The sequence below is a fragment of the Fulvivirga sedimenti genome (assembly GCF_020328055.1).
This window is the reverse complement of sequence record NZ_JAIXNE010000003.1, coordinates 244089-260961: the sequence shown is the minus strand read 5'-3', so window position 1 is coordinate 260961 and position 16873 is coordinate 244089. Positions and strand designations below refer to the sequence as shown.

Sequence of the window (16873 nt, the reverse complement as noted above, 5' to 3'; positions counted from 1 at the left end):
ATTCGCCAAAGATTCTGAATCACAAGGAATGTCCGTTTACTGCCTGGTTTTTGCGCAATGAATCATGTGCCGTATTCAATTTTAGTTGGCCATCAGAGGATCGTTTCAGGATTTTCAGTATCTTTTGAATACTTCAGGTATTGAGGCGATTCCTGATTTTTGTAACCATTGAACTAAAAACAACGAATTGCAAACCCGCAGAAATTACTCCATTACCCAAACGATATTGTGGTCATCAAAATACCTGGTGATCATGTTTATTTATTCCAGCGTCGTTGTTGCCCTCTATGAATTATTGGGTAAAGACTGGCTGAAGATTCCCTGGTTACCGATGTCGGTGATTGGTGTCGCTGTTGCATTCTTCCTGGGATTTAAAAACAACGCTTCATACGACCGACTGTGGGAAGCCCGAAAGATCTGGGGTGCGATCGTAAATACGAGCCGTTCCTGGGCAATTTCAGTGCGTGACCTTATTACCGACACCTTTACAGACGTGGATCAGGAAGAACTGGATCGTATTCATAAGGAGTTGGTGTATCGGCATATTGCATGGCTTACTGCTCTCCGGCATCAGCTTCGTGAAAGGAGACGATGGGAGCACAGGAATAAAGCGAAGGAGGAAGCCTATTTCAAGGGAGTTGTTCCTGAATACAGGATTTCCCTGGAGGATGATCTTGGCAGTCTGATTCCATCAAAGGAAAGGGAATCCATTATCAAAAGTGCCAACGCTGCAACCCAGCTCATTTCAAGACAGAGTGAGCGTCTGAAAGTTCTCAGAAAAGAAGGGCTTATCGACGAGTTCCGCCATATGAAGTTGCAGGACCTGTTAATAGATCTTTATACTCAGCAGGGTAAGAGTGAGCGGATCAAAAATTATCCCTTTCCCCGGCAATATGCCACCTACAATACCATCGCGGTCTGGATTTTTGCGTTTCTGCTTCCACTTGGAATGATCGATACCTTTCACGATGTCAATGTATGGCTGGCCATTCCTTTCAGTTCTTTGATCGGTTGGCTTTACTTTACAATGGAAATGATTGGTGATTACAGTGAGAATCCGTTTGAGGGCAGCTATAATGATATTCCTATAACTGCCCTCAGCCGGACTATTGAAATTGATTTACGGGAGATTCTTGGAGAGGAAGATCTTCCCGAACCGATCAAACCGGTGCATGATTTTCTCTATTAGGGGGTTGTTTCTCCGGTGCCCTTAAGGTAGGTGTCCAGGAATTCCAGTACCTTTTGCGAGGCTTCAATATTATTCTCCTTCTTCAGGAATCCGTGTCCTTCATCATCGAAGATTACATATTCTACCGGAACACCATTCGCCCGCGCCGCTTCAACAATCTCGTCCGATTCCACCTGTAGCACGCGAGGGTCATTTGATCCTTGTAATACGATAAAGGGTTTCGTTATATTTTCTGTATGGAAAAGCGGAGACTTGTTGTAGAGCATAACAGAATCAGCTACCGGGTCACCCATTTCCGTGTAGAGCGCTTCTTTGAAGGAAGTCCACCATGGTGGAATGCTTTTAAGTGTTCTTAGCCAGTTCGTAACACCGAAATAATTTACGCCTACTTCGAATTCCTCAGGAGCAAACGCAAGGGCAGCCATTACCATGTAGCCCCCGTAACTTCCACCAAGAATTCCAATCTTGTCGGCATTAATGTAATCGAGCTGAGCCAGAAACTTCTTCGATTCAACACAGTCCTGAAGGTCATCCTGACCATGTTTACGGTCATCTGCCTTAAAGAATGATTTGCCATAACCGGAACTACCCCGGTTATTCACTGCGAGAACCGCATAACCGTGATTCACCAGGTATTGCAAACTCGCCGAATAATTTAATCGGGTTTGTCCCCCCGGACCTCCATGTATCCAAAGGAGGGCAGGAACCTTATTTTCAGCGCTGGCTGTTTTAGGCTTGTAGAGCAGCGCGGGAATTTCCATTCCATCAAATGATTTGTACCGGATCACCTCCCCGGACACCAGGTTGTCAGGATTGATTTCCTGATTCATGGTATCGGTTAATTTTTTTAATTCCCCGGTTTCGAAATTATACAGGTACAGATTATTGGGTGATTTCGAGTTACTCGCGTAAAAAGTCATGTATTTTTCGCTTTCAGAAATATTTACCGATGTTAAATCACCTTCCGGAAGGTCGGGAAGTTCAACCAGTTTGCCGGTTTTGGTATTCAATATTTCCATTTTGGTACGCGCATCTTCGTTGATCGCCGTTACACGATAGGTGCCGCCATGTGACAGGTATGAATACCAGATATCCCAGTCTGCTTTTTGAATGACCGATGTGCTGCCGTCCTTGAGATTATACGATTTCAGATACATGAATTCGTTATCCTCGTCTGTCAGGTATATCAATTCAGACCCGTCTGAACTGAAGTACTGTGGCTGATATTGAACATCACCTTCATGTTCTGATAATAGCCGGGTTTCACCAGATTCCGTATCCAGGAGATACATGTTGCTGTTGTTTGTGGTAATGGTTTCCACCAGGGCTATATAACGCCCGTCGTCGGAAATGGACGATGGGTCGAGACCTTTAACATTTTCATAGATGATACTCGACTGGGAAACATTGTCTTCGCCAATCTCATCAACATTCACCTGGTACATGTCAAAAAAACGCGGATCCCGCTTATTGGAGACCAGGTAGAATTTCTGACGGTCATGGCTCCAACCACCGAACATCGATTTGGCCGTGCTGTCAGGAGTAAGTGTAAGGGTGGATCCATCCGGTTCGCGGATGAATACCTGTGTAAGCTCATTGCCTCCCTGATCACTTGAATAAATGATCCGGTCATCCTCCGGGAAATAACTCTGTCCGAAAATTGCATTGTCTTCTGAAGAGGTCACCTGGGTAATCTCTCCCGTTTCGATGGAAATTTCGTACGCGTTGAATACACCGGATTTATTGCTGTTGATTAATATTTTTGATTCGTCCGGTGAAAACGAACTTCCGTTGATCGACTCTACATCCATGAATTGCTCGATGGTATACAACGGAATGTCTGCTGCTTTTTCGGAATTCTCCGTTTTGCTGCAGGAGAATAGCAGTCCGAATAACAGAAAGAAATAAATGTGTGATTTCATATGAATGGATTGTTGGTTAAGTAGGTTGATAAGTTAATCAATTTGTATCAGATCATGCACTGTGCCGTATTTGAAAGTTGCCGACCGGGGATTGTTCCATATGATAAATCGCTACAATCGTAAGTTTCATTAGAGTATTTAAAGCGCTATATTATCTGCAAATCAATACTCAACCTAACTATGAAATCTCTATTTACACTTAACTGGTGGGTTTGGCTGCTGCGCGGACTCTTGTTTGTGGTTTTCGGAATCATCGCATTTGTAAGTCCGGTAGTTACCGCTGCAACCCTGGCAATTTGGTTTGCCGCCTTCCTTTTCATTGATGGGGTCTTTGCCCTGATTCACACTTTCCGGCACTGGAAAGATAATGACGACAAGTGGCTGATGTTTGCCGAGGCGGCTATCAGCATTGTACTGGGTATCCTGTTGATTCGAAATCCCAGTATTACCTTATTATATGTATCGCTGATGCTTGCTTTCTGGTTTATTTATTCGGGTGTCGTTAAGATCGGTCTGGCGATCCAGGTTCGAAAGGAAATAAAGGGGGAGGGCTGGCTCATTGCCGGAGGTGCAGTTTCAGTTATTTTGGGAATTGTGTTACTCGCCCGTCCTGATATGGCCATTGCAGGACTCATCGGTCTGTTGGCATTTTTTGCCATTGTCATGGGGATTCTGATGATCGTGATTTCATTCAAGATCAGGAAAGGAAGCAAATGGATTGAAAATAAAGTGGATCATGCGCGTGAAAAGATTGAAGACGCGCGTGAAGCATTTGAACAGAGGGGCCAGGGTTAAGACTTTAATTCAGGTTTGAAAGGGGCTGGCGTCTGCCGGCCCTTTTTTATTTGGCGGGCCAAAGGATCGTATACATTAGAGAAATACTCACATAGTCATTTTTTGGATATTCATAGGTCTCGCCGGGCAGGGCCTGTGGGAAATTATACGTGTAGTTAATGAAGAGATTCCAGTTTTTCTCACTAATTGATATGGCTGTATTCAGCGCGAAGTTCATAATGCCATAGGAATTGTCGGTTGTGATCAGGTTTGACTCATAATCATCGTAAATGTTTTGTATGTCATTGTTTGTGAAGCCTTTTTCCCGTAGAAACTGGTAGGCTCTCAGATCATAACCCTGGTATATAAAATAGCTCAACCGCAAAAATTCACGGTCGCTGAGGGGAGGATAGGAGCCTTCCTGCAATACCTTGTACAGGTCCTGCAGCGGAGTTTCCGACTGGCGATAATAAATTACGTCAGAATTGCCCCACTGAACGGTTGCCCCGGGAATAATGCTGACCCGATCAATAAATCCAACATTTTTCCAGCTGATTCGCCCGTTGAATATACCCACTAACCGGTTGGCTTTCTCCCTGCCATAGAGATAGCGGTAGTCAAGCCCTGCCTCCCAGTTTTTTCGCTGATAAAATACCGATGCACGCGCGGCTTTATCAAACAGGAATTCAATTTCTTTATCGTAGAGCATGAAATCGTGGCCGATACTAAGGGTCCAGTAATTGCTGAAATTATGCCAGTACCCCAGACCAATATTTGTCAGATAGTAGGTCGGGTTATATTCGCTGTTCCAGTATCCTGAAAAATCCGCGAACATTCCTGAAGGGTGAAAGTAGGAGAGACCGGTGTTGAATCCATGCTGATCAATTCCCAGATCCCTGCCGGCCGTAAGTACATTGCTCATATAACCGGCACGCATTCCAAGACTGTGATATTGGATATCCATCAGACGCATGAGGCTGTCAGCCTTTTCCAGTAAGCCAATCGGCAGATCTGCTTCTTCAAAAAGCACATCCAGTTCGTCGTACAGTGAATCCAGGGCAGACCGGTCCTGTGACATAGCCCAGAGGGGTATGAATACAAGAAGAACGCCTGTAAAAAAGGCGTTCCTCAGGGGGAATCGGTTTATTGTATTGTTCAACAATTATTGATTATCAATCTGATCCTTTCGGTTTTGCAGTCTCTGCTGCATTTCACGTCGTTTTTCCAAACGCTCAAGGAGCATCCGTCGGAAGTCATCCTCTGCCTTTCGGAGTGCCAGCAACTGTCGGCTTGTAATGATTTTTGTTAGCCGTTCGGAATAGGTCTTCTCCATTCCGAGTTGCTGTTCCTTCATTTTCATCCCGAGTTCAAGAAGTCGCTGACTTTCTTCCTCTGTCAGGTCCTGCCGGCGAACATTTCCGCGTGCCTGTTGATATTCCTGGCGGAGACCATTCATCTTTTCCTGATATTCCCGATAGATCGGCCAGAATTTTTCGGCCTGATCTGGTGTCAGTTCAAGGCGTTCAGTGATCAGCGCTATTCGGGCGCTTTCAATTTTTTGCCGTGCTGCTTCGTCCTGCGCTACCAATCCGGTAGTGAAAAAAACAGCAAGTATAAGAGTGAATAAATATTTCATTTTCGTGCATTATTAAGTTTATAACTTATTGCTATCTAAGTCATAAAGACTATATTCTTCAAGCAATACATCAATTTCTTCGATCGTTAATTCAAGCGGATTCACCGTTTGCAGACTATCTGCCTCTGAAAGAGTAAATGAGGCAGCGTCCATGATTTCGTCGGCAGTAAGATCACTGAAGGCCAGGTAATCCACAATTGCATCGTCAGGGATGTCGGCCAGGATTTCTTCTGCGGTTGGGGCGGCATCCTGGTTGGTATTCAGGATAAAGAAAATCGCCAAAATTGAAATGGAAGCTGCCACGGCGTATTTAATCCATGTATTTATTTTGATCACCTTAGGGTTCGCTTCCTTCTTCTGCTCTTCCTCCACCCGGGCCATAATCCTGTCCTCGAGACTATTGAAATAGCCTTCAGGAACATTGAATGGCTGTTTTTTGTCAATATCGTTTAAGTCTTTTTTCATATCCTGCTTATTAGATGCTTTTCCCGGTTAATGGTTTAATCCCGCCTTTAAAGAATTTTCAATTTTTTTCACGGCATGATGATAACTGGCCTTCAGACCCCCCACGGAACCACCCATGATATTAGCCATTTCCTCATATGGAACTTCATCATAATATTTCATTATAAATACTGCCTTCTGCTTCTCAGGCAGTAATGCAATGGCCTTCTGCAGCTGAAACTGCACTTCATCTGCATCCAGTGATAATTCTGATTTCAATTTACGTTCGATCATGTTATCCTCTTCGTCAATTGGAATGAGTTGTTGCCGTTTCTTTTTACGAAGAAATTGCAGGGCTTCATTCACCGCGATCCGGTAGATCCATGTAAACAATTGAGATTCGCCATTAAAACTGTCGCGTTTTTGCCAAACCTTGACAAATACCTCCTGTACAAGATCATCCGTATCATCATGGTCAATGACCATTTTACGGATCACGTGGTACACACGTTCCTGGTGTGCACGAACGATCTCTCGAAAATTCTCGGTGGATATCGCGTTATACAAAAGTCTTAATTCTGGCCTAACATAAAAAATGGGTGCCGGTTAACTCCCGGCACCTCAAAAAACGCTCTCTGATAGATACTTATTCTTCGGTAATGGTAAACTCTCTTCCGTTGATTATAACGGTGATTGTATTATCGCAGATATCATCACCATAAAGAATAGTTCGTATACGTTCCTTGCTGAAGTTCTCATTTTTTCGGATCATTTCTATGATTCCGGCAGTCCGAAGGAACCCTCCCTGGGCTCTGCAAGCGAAACGGGCAATTACGGGTTCGGTGATCGTGTGGGTAAAGCGAACGCCGCGTGTTGATGTTCCCTCATATCCACCTGTAATCCGGATCACATTGGTTAAAGGATCCCCGTCACCCTCGCCTTCAATCCATTCTCTGAGTGTGCTGCCGTTTACAGTTACTGAATTTCCGTCAGGATAGGTTACTGTATACCCTACGAGTGCACGTGTTGCAGTAAGAAATCCTTCTTCACTGCGGTTAAAATTCCTTAGTTCAATTGTTCCGGAGATCTGACGATTGTTCACAACATAATTATCGAATGAGATTACCCTGTTGGCCATTTGATCATTGAACTCCCCTCCATAGGAAATAATGATTTTCCCACTGCGTGTCCGTCCGAAAGGTCCGATGCATTCCTCACCAAAATCTATGATGACCTGCTGGTTCTCTGCATCGCGGGTTACCACAGCACATTCAGGCAGGTGGTGATTTGACGTTTTCCCTCCGGAAATACTTGCTTCGGTAACGAGTTCAACCATTTCCAGGTCTTCGTCGGCTAACGTGTTGGTGAAACTTGCTTCTGAAACGATTTCCAGATCTTCTGCGCTGGTATCGGCCTGCACGGCATCTTCGTCGTTGTTACACGCAGTGAAGTAAGTTGCCGTAAGTAAGATGGCTATCAGGCGAAATGTGTGATTAACTGACTTTTTCATAATTTCTTTGTTTGATTTGGGTCTTTGATGCAGCCCGCAAACAAAGGTTTAATGAAAGCCTGAAAAAAATTATATGGTACCCGTCAGAACCCAGAGGTTTGGTTCCAGTTCAGACAGGATCTCAGTGTGAGAGTCGGTTTCCTTTCCAATCCGTATTTCCATCCTCCGGAATGTTTTGGGCCATTTTTCGTCGTCAGAAGCCAGTATATATGCCTGGTCACCTGATCTGCGAATGGCTTGTGCAGGCAATGATGGTTTGATCTCTTCGGAGATTAGTATGTCTGCCTCGATATACATGCCGGGTGTTAATTTTTCCTCATCAGATTCATTATTCAGGTGGGCATGTACCAGTGCAATCCTGTTATCCCCGCTAATATTTTTGCCTACCAGGTAAACGGAAGCATGGTAGGTAGTCGTATCACCCGCAGAGGGAAGCCTCATGCGGATTGGCTGTCCGATACTGATATTAGTAAGGTCCTTTTCAAATACCTGCAGTTCCAGGTGAATGTGATCTGAATTCACAATGCTGACCGCTGGTTGAGCAGGGGGCAGGTATTGGCCGATTACTGCCTGTACTTCGGTGATATGACCGGAAATGGGTGACCGAAGATGAACGACGGGTGTGAATTTTCCGCTGGTTACATCAGAGACGGAGATACCCAGCATGGTTAGTTTCTGCCGGAGAGCTTCCAGCCGGGCACGTGCATTTAAGTATTCTGATTCTGCTTTCAGGAAAGATTTTTTAGAAGTGATATTTTCATCCATGAGCGTCTTTTGTCTTTCATAATCATCTGATAGATAGGTCATTTGATCAAGTGTGCTCAAGTATTCTTGTTGCATTTCCAGGTATTCCGGGTTTTCAAGGGACATCAGAATCTCTCCCTTTTTAATTGTTTGCCCCGGGATTAATTCCAGCCTTTTTACATAACCGCCGTAGAAGGCGCTAACCGACGCACGGCCTTCCGGTGGAACATCGATATAGCCATTAACGCGAACGTAATTCCCAAAATTGAAATTATCAGGCTGTACTATTTTAAGGTTACGTGCGGCAAGTTGTTCTTCATTGAATGAGAGATCCTGAGTTGCCGGAATTATTCCCGCTGGTTCGCTCTTCGCCGGCTCCCCGTTTTGAGGTCCGCAAGATGCCAGGATTAGTATAAATAATAACGTTCCGTATTTCATGGTTTGTTAGTAAGGTATTGTAATTCAACAGCCGTCAGGTTATAATTCAGCAGGCTTTCAAGGTAGGTCATCTCAATGCGAACTGCATTGTCAATGCTTTGAATAAACTGAAAATAATCAATCTCGCCTTCCTGAAAGCTTCTTTCCGAGGCTCTGATTATCTCTCTTGACAGCGTTTGTCCGTTGTTTTCGTAGTAATCCAGTGATTCCTGGATCTGGGCCAGTTTATTTTGAAGTATTTTCTGCTGTGATTCCAGTCCGATCAAATAATTTTCTTTCTGTCGTGAATAAATGTTCTGCTGGATTCTTCCTGCACGGATCTGGCCCTTCTGCGTGCCGTAGAGCAATGGAACTGCGATACCTACTTCAAAGCCCTGATAAACCTTTGACTCCGGCTGATTATTCGTTCCCTGAAAATAGGATAGCTGCAAGTCGGGAAGAAGCTGATTCCGGGCGGTACGGGTTTGCCAGTCGGCCATTTCCTCATATGCATTCCAAATCTCGACTCCGGGATGAATCGAAAATTCAGCGGATTGGGGTGGTACTGTTTTCCTGAAACTGTCATCGGGGATACCGATAAGGCTGTCGGATTGGATACGGGTCTGAAGTTCGAGCCGGGCCGAGGCCAGTTCCTGACGGTTCTTGTTCATCATCAGTTCAACTTCTTTCATCTTCGCTTCTGCCGTAATCCGTTCCAGGTAATTGCTCTCGCCTGTTTCAAATCTTCTGCGGGCAGCTGTTGAGAAATTACGGTAGAGGCTGTCGAGGTAGACAAAACGTTTCTGGAGTTCGGAATAATATCCCAGTTGATGAAAAGCCCTGGAAACCTGTTTCTTCAGTTCGAATTCGCGCAATGTATATTCATGCCGGGTTAAGGAAACGTTTGCCATTAGTGCCTGCTTACTGGCATTATATACCGTTGGGAATGCAAAGGATTGCCGAACACCCCATACGCGTACCGGGAAACCATTCTCGGCGATGTTATTTTCATCGTAATGGTAGAACAGGCCTGTTTTATCCCAGTTGTACCCCTGGCGAACCAGTTCTTCCTGCCGGTCGACTTCAAGAGCACCGGCCCGAAGACTGGCATTATTCTGTATAGCAAGGTCAATGATTTCGGGCAGATCGAGGATGACGCTGTCCTGTTGCGCGGCAAGGGGTGCAGATACGGAAATTATCAATATCAGGATAAAGGTACAAGAGATCTGTTTATTCATGGGTATCCTGAGGTTTATGAAAATAGGAGTAAAGAATTGGAAGAACAACAAGCGTAAGCATGGTTGCGGAGATCAATCCACCGATTACTACAGTCGCTAGCGGACGTTGCACCTCGGCGCCGGCAGACCCTGAAACAGCCATCGGCAGAAATCCAAGTGCAGCAGCCGATGCTGTAAGCAATACAGGCCGTAAGCGCTCCCTGGTTCCCTTGATGATTCGTTTCCGCAGATCACTGTGGCCGTCATCCTTAAGTTTTTTAAAATGCTCAATAAGAACAATACCATTCAAAACTGCTATACCAAACAAAGCAATGAACCCGATACCTGCGCTGATACTAAAGGGCATGCCACGTATCCAGAGCAAAAGAACTCCACCAACAGCAGAAAGGGGTATGGCGCTGTAAACCATTAAGGCATCTCGCAGGGAATTGAAGGCAAGGTATAACAGGATAAAAATCAAGAGCAGGGCAACGGGAACAGCAATCATTAAACGTGCGCGCGCTGAACGCAGGTTCTCAAACTGTCCCCCGTAAGTGACAGAATATCCTACGGGTAATTGAACATTCGCATCTATGATACCGCTCACTTCCTCCACGACAGATTCCAGGTCCCTGTTTCGTACATTTACGCCGACTACAATCCGTCGCCGTGTGTTGTCCCTGGAAATTTTGGCCGGACCTGTCGCATAATCAATGGTGGCAAGCTCGCGTAAAGGTATTTGTCCGCCCGAAGGAAGCGGAACATATAAATTCCGCAGGTTATCAATATCCTTCCGGAAGGTTTGCTGAAAGCGGATCACCAGGTCGAATTGTTTTTCTCCCTCATAAACGCTTCCGGCCGTTAATCCCGCAAAACTTAGGGCAACCATTTGATTCAGGTCAGAAATATTCAATCCATACTGCGCGATCTTTGTTCGGTAATACCGGACGGTCATTTGCGGAAGGCCTACGACCTTTTCCGTTGTGATATCCGAAGCTCCTTCTACATTCTCTATCAGGCTTTCAACTTTTTGGGCCAGTTCATTCAGCACATCCATTTCCTCACCGAATATTTTAATGGCCAGATCGGCCCTAACCCCGGTTATAAGCTCATTGAAACGCATTTCGATGGGTTGGGTGAACTCATAATCGATTCCTGGCAAAGCCGATAAGGCCTCCTTAAATGATTCGGCAAGCCCATCTTTGGTATCGGCCGTTACCCAATTCTCTTTCGGAAGCAGTGTAATGATAACATCACATTCTTCCATTGACATCGGATCGGTGGGAACCTCAGCGGCTCCGATTCGGGTGACAACCTGATCCACTTCGGGGAATTGCCGGAGAATATTTTCAATGTCGGTCATAATCTCCACCGTCCGTTCCAGGGACGTGCCTGTTTTCAGTACGGGCTGGATCACAAAATCCCCTTCATCCAGTGTAGGTACAAATTCACCGCCCATGGTAGAGAAGATGAAGCCGGTAGCAACCAATGCTGCTGAAGCAGCTGCCAGTACCAGTTTCCGGTTTTTAAGTGAAAAAGTAATCACAGGCTCATACTGCCGTTGTATCCAGTGGATAAGTCGCCTTGAAATATTTTTATCTGTTTGTTTGCCGGGTCGGATGAACAACGACGACATGACCGGTACATACGTAAAACAGAGCAACATGGTGCCAATAAGCGCAAAACTGAAGGTAAGGGCCATCGGGCGGAACATTTTGCCCTCAACACCCGAAAGCGAAAGGATGGGAATAAAAACAATTATAATGATCAGCTGACCGAAAATCGCAGAATTCATCAGTCGTGAAGTGGCATTATACGTCACATCATCCATCGCGACGCGACGGTCGGCCTTATTTAAACCAGTAAGCTGATCAGAATTCTGGGCAATTCGAAATGCAATATATTCCACAATAATGACGGCCCCATCGATGATAATTCCGAAGTCAATGGCTCCAAGGCTCATCAGGTTTGCATCCACGCCAAAAATGAACATCATTCCCAGTGCGAATAACAGGCTTAACGGAATAATGGAGGCTACGATCAAACCTGATCTGAGATTACCCAGCAGGAGGACCACTACAAAAATTACAATCAAACAACCGAGTACCAGGTTTTCGATGATCGTATGGGTGGTTTTTTCTATCAGGACACTGCGTTCCAGGAATGGATTGATAAAAATCCCCGGAGGAAGATTATCCTGAATTTCAGCAACCCGCTCCTTAACACGCCCGATAACCGCTTTTGAGTTGGCATCTTTCAGCATCATAACCTGACCAAGAACTTTTTCACCCTCTCCATTGCCGGTAATGGCCCCAAAGCGAATAGCATTGCCATAACCTACCTCTGCGATATCATGGATATATACAGGATTACCAGCGCGCATGGTAACGACGATGTTGTTGATGTCATTCAGAGATTCTATCTGGCCTTCGCCACGGATAAAATAACTTTCTCCGCCCTTTTCAATATACCCGCCACCAGCGACGCTGTTGTTCTTTTGAAGCACACTAAATACTTCCAGCAAGCTGATATTCATCGACCTGAGCCGTTCCGGATTTATGGCCACCTCATATTGCTTCAGGTAACCTCCCCAGGTATTGATCTCAACCACGCCGGGTATTCCGGACAATTGCCGCTTTACGATCCAGTCCTGTATTGTTCGCAGGTCGGTAATGGAATACTGATCCTTGTATTCAGGTTCAACGTCCAGCACGTATTGATAAATTTCTCCCAGACCCGTTGTTACAGGTCCCATTTCAGGCGTTCCGAAACCACTGGGAATTATGGATTCTGCATTCTTAAGCTTTTCTGCGATTAACTGGCGCGGCAGATATGTATCCATATCATCATCGAATACAACTGTAACGACCGACAAACCAAATTTTGAAATAGAACGAATTTCCTTTACACCGGGCAAATTGGCCATTTCAAGTTCGACAGGGTAGGTTACGTATTTTTCAATGTCCTCCGTTGAAAGGCTTCTTGAAGTTGTAATTACCTGAACCTGGTTATTGGTCACATCCGGCACCGCACCAATTGGAATATTGTATATGGCGTAAAGTCCAAATCCCAAAATACCCGATATCATTAAAAATATCAGAAGTTTGTTTTTAAGACTGAAGCGTATTATTGAGTCGAGCATGTGGCGTAATTAGATCATAAAATTATAATATGAGCGTTGTCAATGGCCTTATTAATGCTTAAAGCTTTCTTAATTTTCACTTTCATTAAATATTAGTGTAAAGGAAATTGCATCAGCGCTGTCAAATTTTGGCTCAATTTCGATTTGCAAAACATCACAGACCTTTTTGGTAATCGATAATCCCAGTCCTTGTCCCGGACGGTGTTTTTTCTGGTGGGTAATGTTCCCGCGAAAAAAGGGTTGGAAGATATGTTCGCGATCCTCCATGGCAATTGAATTTCCTGAATTCCTGATACAGATGAAGGGTAGATCGTTCTTCCTTCCAATCACTATACTGATCTCCTCACCGGTTTCGGAATATTTTACGGCATTGGAAATCAGATTGTCCATGGCAATCTGAAGCAATGTGGGATCGGAAGTGACCGTGACCTGATCAGGGTCTGAAATTCTGATGGAGAGATTTGAGTTTTCAATTTCTGTTCTGAAGTGGAGGATACTTTCATCAACAATCTCATTCAATAGCACCGGATGCTTCTTAACCGATGTTGTCATGTTGTCAAACCGGGCCAGCAGGAGGAGCTGTTCCACCATGACGGACATGCGATCAACTTCATTGATCATTTCCGATATTTTTACCTGATATTCTTCGCTCGTCCGTGGTTTTCGGACCAATACTTCCAATGTTCCTTTCATAACAGAGAGAGGTGTTCGCAACTCATGAGAAGCATCCGAAGTAAATTGTTTTTCCCGGATCACAGCGCCTTCAATCCGGTCCAGGAGATCATTGATCGAATTGGTTAATGTATAAATCTCGTCGCGTGACTTTGGCAGTGGAATGCGCTCGTTTAGCTTTTTACGTGTAATCCGGTCTGCGGTACTTGTAATAGTCTGCACAGGCTCAATGCTTTTTCCAGCCAGCATGCGCGTGCTGAAAAACAGAAAAAGGAGAATAAGCGGGTAGGAGGTGAGTAAGATCCTTTTCAGACTGGATAAAACAAGCTGTGCATCTTCCAGTGGGATGGCCGCGATCAGATAGCCGGTTTCATTTCCGTCCTTTTCCAAAGGAATATACACCTGTCGGATGGGTTTGCCCTGAAGACTTGCACTGTGATGCTCATATGCTGGAATTTCCGTTCGAAGTGTTAATGAATCAGTTTTAAGATTGGGTGACTTATCGGTTATTGATTTCGTATCATCCAGTAATTGAATAAATACAGGATTAACCTGTACTTCGCGGTGTTCCCGTTCTTCCCATTCTGCTTTATTGATGAAGACTACCTGGTTATCTACGTACATCACCTCTTTCTCGTGTTTCCGGGCTTCGTATTCCAGGTCATTATCCAGGTGCTCATATACATTAATTCGAACTATCATGTAAACCATCGCGAAGACAAGTGCCATTATTAACGCGGTGGCGAGTAAGAAATTAAATGCAATCCTGTTTCTGTATGACATACCTCCTAATCCTCGATAATATAGCCCAATCCACGGACGGTTTTAATAAAGTCCCCGGAAACATCCAGTCCGAGTTTCTTTCTCAACGAGTTGATGTAGACATCGATCACACCCGTGTCGTATTCAAAATGAATGTCCCAAACGTCTCTGATGATATCCTTGCGCGAACATAATTTGTTTTTATTCTTCAAAAGGTATTCCAGCAGGGCGAATTCCTTCTGCGTGAGACTCACGGGCTTTCCATCATGATCTACTGAATGCTTTACCGTATCCAGGGTAAGGCTACCATGTTTGTATGCTTCCCCAGTTCGCTGGATGGGTCGCAATTGAACGCGTATTCGTTCCAGTAGTTCTTCAAAATGGAACGGCTTCTTGATATAATCATTTGCCCCTGATTTTAGTCCTGCAACGGTATCCTCCAGGGTATCCCGCGCAGTTACAAATATGATCGGGACGTTCTTGTCACGTTTTCGTATTTCTTTGCACAGATCCAGACCGGATAGTTTTGGAAGCATCCAATCGATGAGCATTATGTCATAGTTGGCAGACCGGCTCATTTTCAATCCGTCCTCACCGTCCCCTGCAAGATCCACGCTAAAATCCTCTTCCTCAAGTCCCTCCTTAAGAAATGACGCTATACCCGGTTCATCTTCCACAATGAGAATTCTCATATTCCAAAATACGCATGAAATAACCCGATGTCCAATCAGGACACCTTAATATTCCCTTAAAAGATCAAACCAAATCACTGATTCACATAATAATTTCCCGTTACCAGTTTCCGGGGTTGTTGCTTAAATCGAATGGGTATTGACTGGTCATCGTCGTGCACAGCGAAGTGAAGGTGTGGCATGGTTGAAAACCCGGAATTGCCACTTAATCCTATAGGGTCGCCTTCCTCAACCTTTTCTCCAATTTTCACCAATACGCCATTTTTCACCAAATGCACATAGAAGCCGATGGTTCCGTCATCGTGCATGATGAGGATTCTGTTCGCCTTGTTGATCAGGTTGCGGTCGTTGCCCCCTTCTTCAAACTGGTCCTCGGTCCAGACCACCATCCCGCCCCGTGCAGCGCAGACAGTATCTCCGACAGGCATCGAGAAGTCCAGCGCATACCTGCTGGCTTCTGAGTCATGTGAGAAAGCACCATTAAATCCCTGGATGAGTTTATAACGGCTTCCTTCCTTGAAAGGAAGCGTGTACCTATACCGTTTGATTTTTAACTGTTCTCCACTTCCGATCCGCACGGTGAAATTAAAAGAATCAAGAATGGCCGTAGTATCCGGCTGATTTTTCAGAGGCAACTCAAGCACAGTCTCAGGCACATTTCCGGAAGGTAATAAATATGTCTTAATATTTGTTGAATCTTTGATTATCAGTCTGATATCAACAGGTAATTCATTTTTAGCTTTAAGTATAAATTTCTCCTCTGAAATACTCTTTTCAAAAGTGACCTGCGAGAATGAGATATTACAGAGCGAAACTAATAACAGGAAAAGGATAATGCACTTATCCGACATTGGCAACTTCGGATACGGTTAATTTTCCGGTTGCTATTTTTTGAAAATAGCCTTGCAGGCGAGTCGTATTTGACTGAACCTGGCATTTAAAATATCCACCCCTTGGGCTGAGTTGAACCGCTTTCAGTTCCGTCTTCCCGAGGCGTTCTGCCCAGAATGGGGCGAGAGCAGCATGGGACGACCCGGTGGCATGATCCTCCAGTTGTTGAACATGGGGCACAAGTGTTCTGCTTACAAAATCCGCTACATTACCGGGGGCGGTTACAGCGTACCCAAAGACTTTGATTTGCCGCAGGGCGGCGAAGTCGGGCTCCATATTAAAAACGTCCTCTTCAGTTTCCAGAAGAACGATATCTTTGTTTGGAGTCGGGAAATACCCGACGATTTGTTTGCCAAGTGCTTCCTGAAGTCCGTCAGGGGCGTCAGTTTGTCCGCTCACCAGGATCGAATCGAGTTCCATGACTGCTTGCGATTCAGCAGTGATCTGACCGTATAATTTTTGTTCACCCGCAATCAAACGGACAGTTGTGCTGGTGTCATTTGCGAGATGAGCTATGGCAGCGAGCGTTCCATGCCCACACAATCCGATCTCTGCATCAGGTGCAAACCATCGAACCAGGTAATGAACATCGTCACCTGCAGGAGCAATGAAGGTTGTTGCAGGTTGATTCAGGTCGGCGGCAAGCCGTTGCATATAATCACCTGAAGGCATAATTTCCTGGTAAACCACTGCCGCCGTATTTCCGAGTAATCCCGCTTTGGGCTGATTAAATACCGTGTAAATTGAGAATTCTTCCATACCATTAAATTACTGGTAACTCAATTTCTCACCAAGGGTTTGGAAAAATAAAACGCCCCTTCATTCAAAGGGGCGTTTCCTAAACAAAAACCAATCGGTTTA

General features: G+C 44.9%; 15 protein-coding genes. 2 read left to right on the top strand and 13 right to left on the bottom strand.

The genetic code is table 11. The features are described from left to right. Window positions 1–187: 187 nt before the first annotated feature. Window positions 188–1189, top strand: a complete 1002-nt coding sequence (locus tag LDX50_RS13460) for a bestrophin family protein (RefSeq protein WP_225697819.1) — start codon at window positions 188–190, stop codon at window positions 1187–1189. On the opposite strand, the gene LDX50_RS13455 is transcribed toward LDX50_RS13460, so the two are convergent. Beyond that, entirely contained in the window at window positions 1186–3111 is a 1926-nt protein-coding gene (locus LDX50_RS13455; RefSeq protein WP_225697818.1) for a S9 family peptidase, read from the bottom strand. The genes LDX50_RS13460 and LDX50_RS13455 overlap by 4 nt on opposite strands. A 180-nt stretch (window positions 3112–3291) precedes the next feature. Between LDX50_RS13455 and LDX50_RS13450 the strand changes: the two genes are divergently transcribed. Beyond that, window positions 3292–3906 carry an HdeD family acid-resistance protein gene (locus tag LDX50_RS13450; protein WP_225697817.1) on the top strand — a complete coding sequence of 205 codons (615 nt, stop codon included), beginning with the start codon at window positions 3292–3294 and terminating at the stop codon, window positions 3904–3906. A 46-nt stretch (window positions 3907–3952) separates the two neighbouring features. Here the strand turns inward: LDX50_RS13450 and LDX50_RS13445 are convergent, their stop codons facing one another. The 12 genes from LDX50_RS13445 to LDX50_RS13390 all read right to left on the bottom strand — a co-directional run bounded on the left by LDX50_RS13445 (window position 3953) and on the right by LDX50_RS13390 (window position 16771). Beyond that, window positions 3953–5044: a hypothetical protein gene (locus LDX50_RS13445; protein WP_225697816.1), complete on the bottom strand. Its 1092-nt coding sequence runs from the start codon at window positions 5042–5044 to the stop codon at window positions 3953–3955. A 3-nt stretch (window positions 5045–5047) separates the two neighbouring features. Beyond that, complete coding sequence (locus LDX50_RS13440; RefSeq protein WP_225697815.1) at window positions 5048–5521, bottom strand: Spy/CpxP family protein refolding chaperone; 474 nt, start codon at window positions 5519–5521, stop codon at window positions 5048–5050. A gap of 18 nt (window positions 5522–5539) precedes the next feature. Continuing rightward, window positions 5540–5986, bottom strand: a complete 447-nt coding sequence (locus LDX50_RS13435) for a hypothetical protein (RefSeq protein WP_225697814.1) — start codon at window positions 5984–5986, stop codon at window positions 5540–5542. A gap of 27 nt (window positions 5987–6013) precedes the next feature. Beyond that, window positions 6014–6532 carry an RNA polymerase sigma factor gene (locus tag LDX50_RS13430; RefSeq protein WP_225697813.1) on the bottom strand — a complete coding sequence of 173 codons (519 nt, stop codon included), beginning with the start codon at window positions 6530–6532 and terminating at the stop codon, window positions 6014–6016. Between the two features lie 79 nt (window positions 6533–6611). After that, window positions 6612–7475 (bottom strand): hypothetical protein, encoded by an 864-nt coding sequence (locus LDX50_RS13425; protein ID WP_225697812.1) that lies wholly within the window; start codon window positions 7473–7475, stop codon window positions 6612–6614. Between the two features lie 69 nt (window positions 7476–7544). Beyond that, window positions 7545–8657 carry an efflux RND transporter periplasmic adaptor subunit gene (locus LDX50_RS13420; RefSeq protein ID WP_225697811.1) on the bottom strand — a complete coding sequence of 371 codons (1113 nt, stop codon included), beginning with the start codon at window positions 8655–8657 and terminating at the stop codon, window positions 7545–7547. Next, window positions 8654–9874 (bottom strand): TolC family protein, encoded by a 1221-nt coding sequence (locus LDX50_RS13415; RefSeq protein WP_225697810.1) that lies wholly within the window; start codon window positions 9872–9874, stop codon window positions 8654–8656. The genes LDX50_RS13420 and LDX50_RS13415 overlap by 4 nt, the downstream gene beginning before the upstream one ends. After that, a complete protein-coding gene (locus tag LDX50_RS13410; protein WP_225697809.1) occupies window positions 9867–12995 on the bottom strand; it encodes an efflux RND transporter permease subunit in 3129 nt (1042 codons plus the stop codon). Before LDX50_RS13410 ends, LDX50_RS13415 begins: the two co-directional genes overlap by 8 nt. A gap of 69 nt (window positions 12996–13064) precedes the next feature. Further along, window positions 13065–14450 carry a sensor histidine kinase gene (locus tag LDX50_RS13405; RefSeq protein WP_225697808.1) on the bottom strand — a complete coding sequence of 462 codons (1386 nt, stop codon included), beginning with the start codon at window positions 14448–14450 and terminating at the stop codon, window positions 13065–13067. A gap of 5 nt (window positions 14451–14455) precedes the next feature. After that, entirely contained in the window at window positions 14456–15121 is a 666-nt protein-coding gene (locus tag LDX50_RS13400) for a response regulator transcription factor (RefSeq protein WP_225697807.1), read from the bottom strand. 74 nt (window positions 15122–15195) lie between these two features. Beyond that, on the bottom strand, window positions 15196–15972 hold the full coding sequence (locus tag LDX50_RS13395; RefSeq protein ID WP_225697806.1) for a M23 family metallopeptidase: 777 nt from the start codon (window positions 15970–15972) through the stop codon (window positions 15196–15198). Beyond that, window positions 15962–16771, bottom strand: coding sequence for a PhzF family phenazine biosynthesis protein (locus LDX50_RS13390; protein WP_225697805.1), 810 nt, complete (start codon window positions 16769–16771; stop codon window positions 15962–15964). The genes LDX50_RS13395 and LDX50_RS13390 overlap by 11 nt, the downstream gene beginning before the upstream one ends. Window positions 16772–16873: the final 102 nt, after the last annotated feature.

Bases quoted from the DNA above. Each gene is read 5' to 3' on its own strand.
- LDX50_RS13455 (WP_225697818.1), bottom strand. From the start codon at position 3,111: ATGAAATCACACATTTATTTCTTTCTGTTATTCGGACTGCTATTCTCC.
- LDX50_RS13450 (WP_225697817.1), top strand. From the start codon at position 3,292: ATGAAATCTCTATTTACACTTAACTGGTGGGTTTGGCTGCTGCGCGGA.
- LDX50_RS13440 (WP_225697815.1), bottom strand. From the start codon at position 5,521: ATGAAATATTTATTCACTCTTATACTTGCTGTTTTTTTCACTACCGGA.
- LDX50_RS13435 (WP_225697814.1), bottom strand. From the start codon at position 5,986: ATGAAAAAAGACTTAAACGATATTGACAAAAAACAGCCATTCAATGTT.
- LDX50_RS13425 (WP_225697812.1), bottom strand. From the start codon at position 7,475: ATGAAAAAGTCAGTTAATCACACATTTCGCCTGATAGCCATCTTACTT.
- LDX50_RS13420 (WP_225697811.1), bottom strand. From the start codon at position 8,657: ATGAAATACGGAACGTTATTATTTATACTAATCCTGGCATCTTGCGGA.
- LDX50_RS13415 (WP_225697810.1), bottom strand. From the start codon at position 9,874: ATGAATAAACAGATCTCTTGTACCTTTATCCTGATATTGATAATTTCC.
- LDX50_RS13410 (WP_225697809.1), bottom strand. From the start codon at position 12,995: ATGCTCGACTCAATAATACGCTTCAGTCTTAAAAACAAACTTCTGATA.
- LDX50_RS13405 (WP_225697808.1), bottom strand. From the start codon at position 14,450: ATGTCATACAGAAACAGGATTGCATTTAATTTCTTACTCGCCACCGCG.
- LDX50_RS13400 (WP_225697807.1), bottom strand. From the start codon at position 15,121: ATGAGAATTCTCATTGTGGAAGATGAACCGGGTATAGCGTCATTTCTT.
- LDX50_RS13395 (WP_225697806.1), bottom strand. From the start codon at position 15,972: ATGTCGGATAAGTGCATTATCCTTTTCCTGTTATTAGTTTCGCTCTGT.
- LDX50_RS13390 (WP_225697805.1), bottom strand. From the start codon at position 16,771: ATGGAAGAATTCTCAATTTACACGGTATTTAATCAGCCCAAAGCGGGA.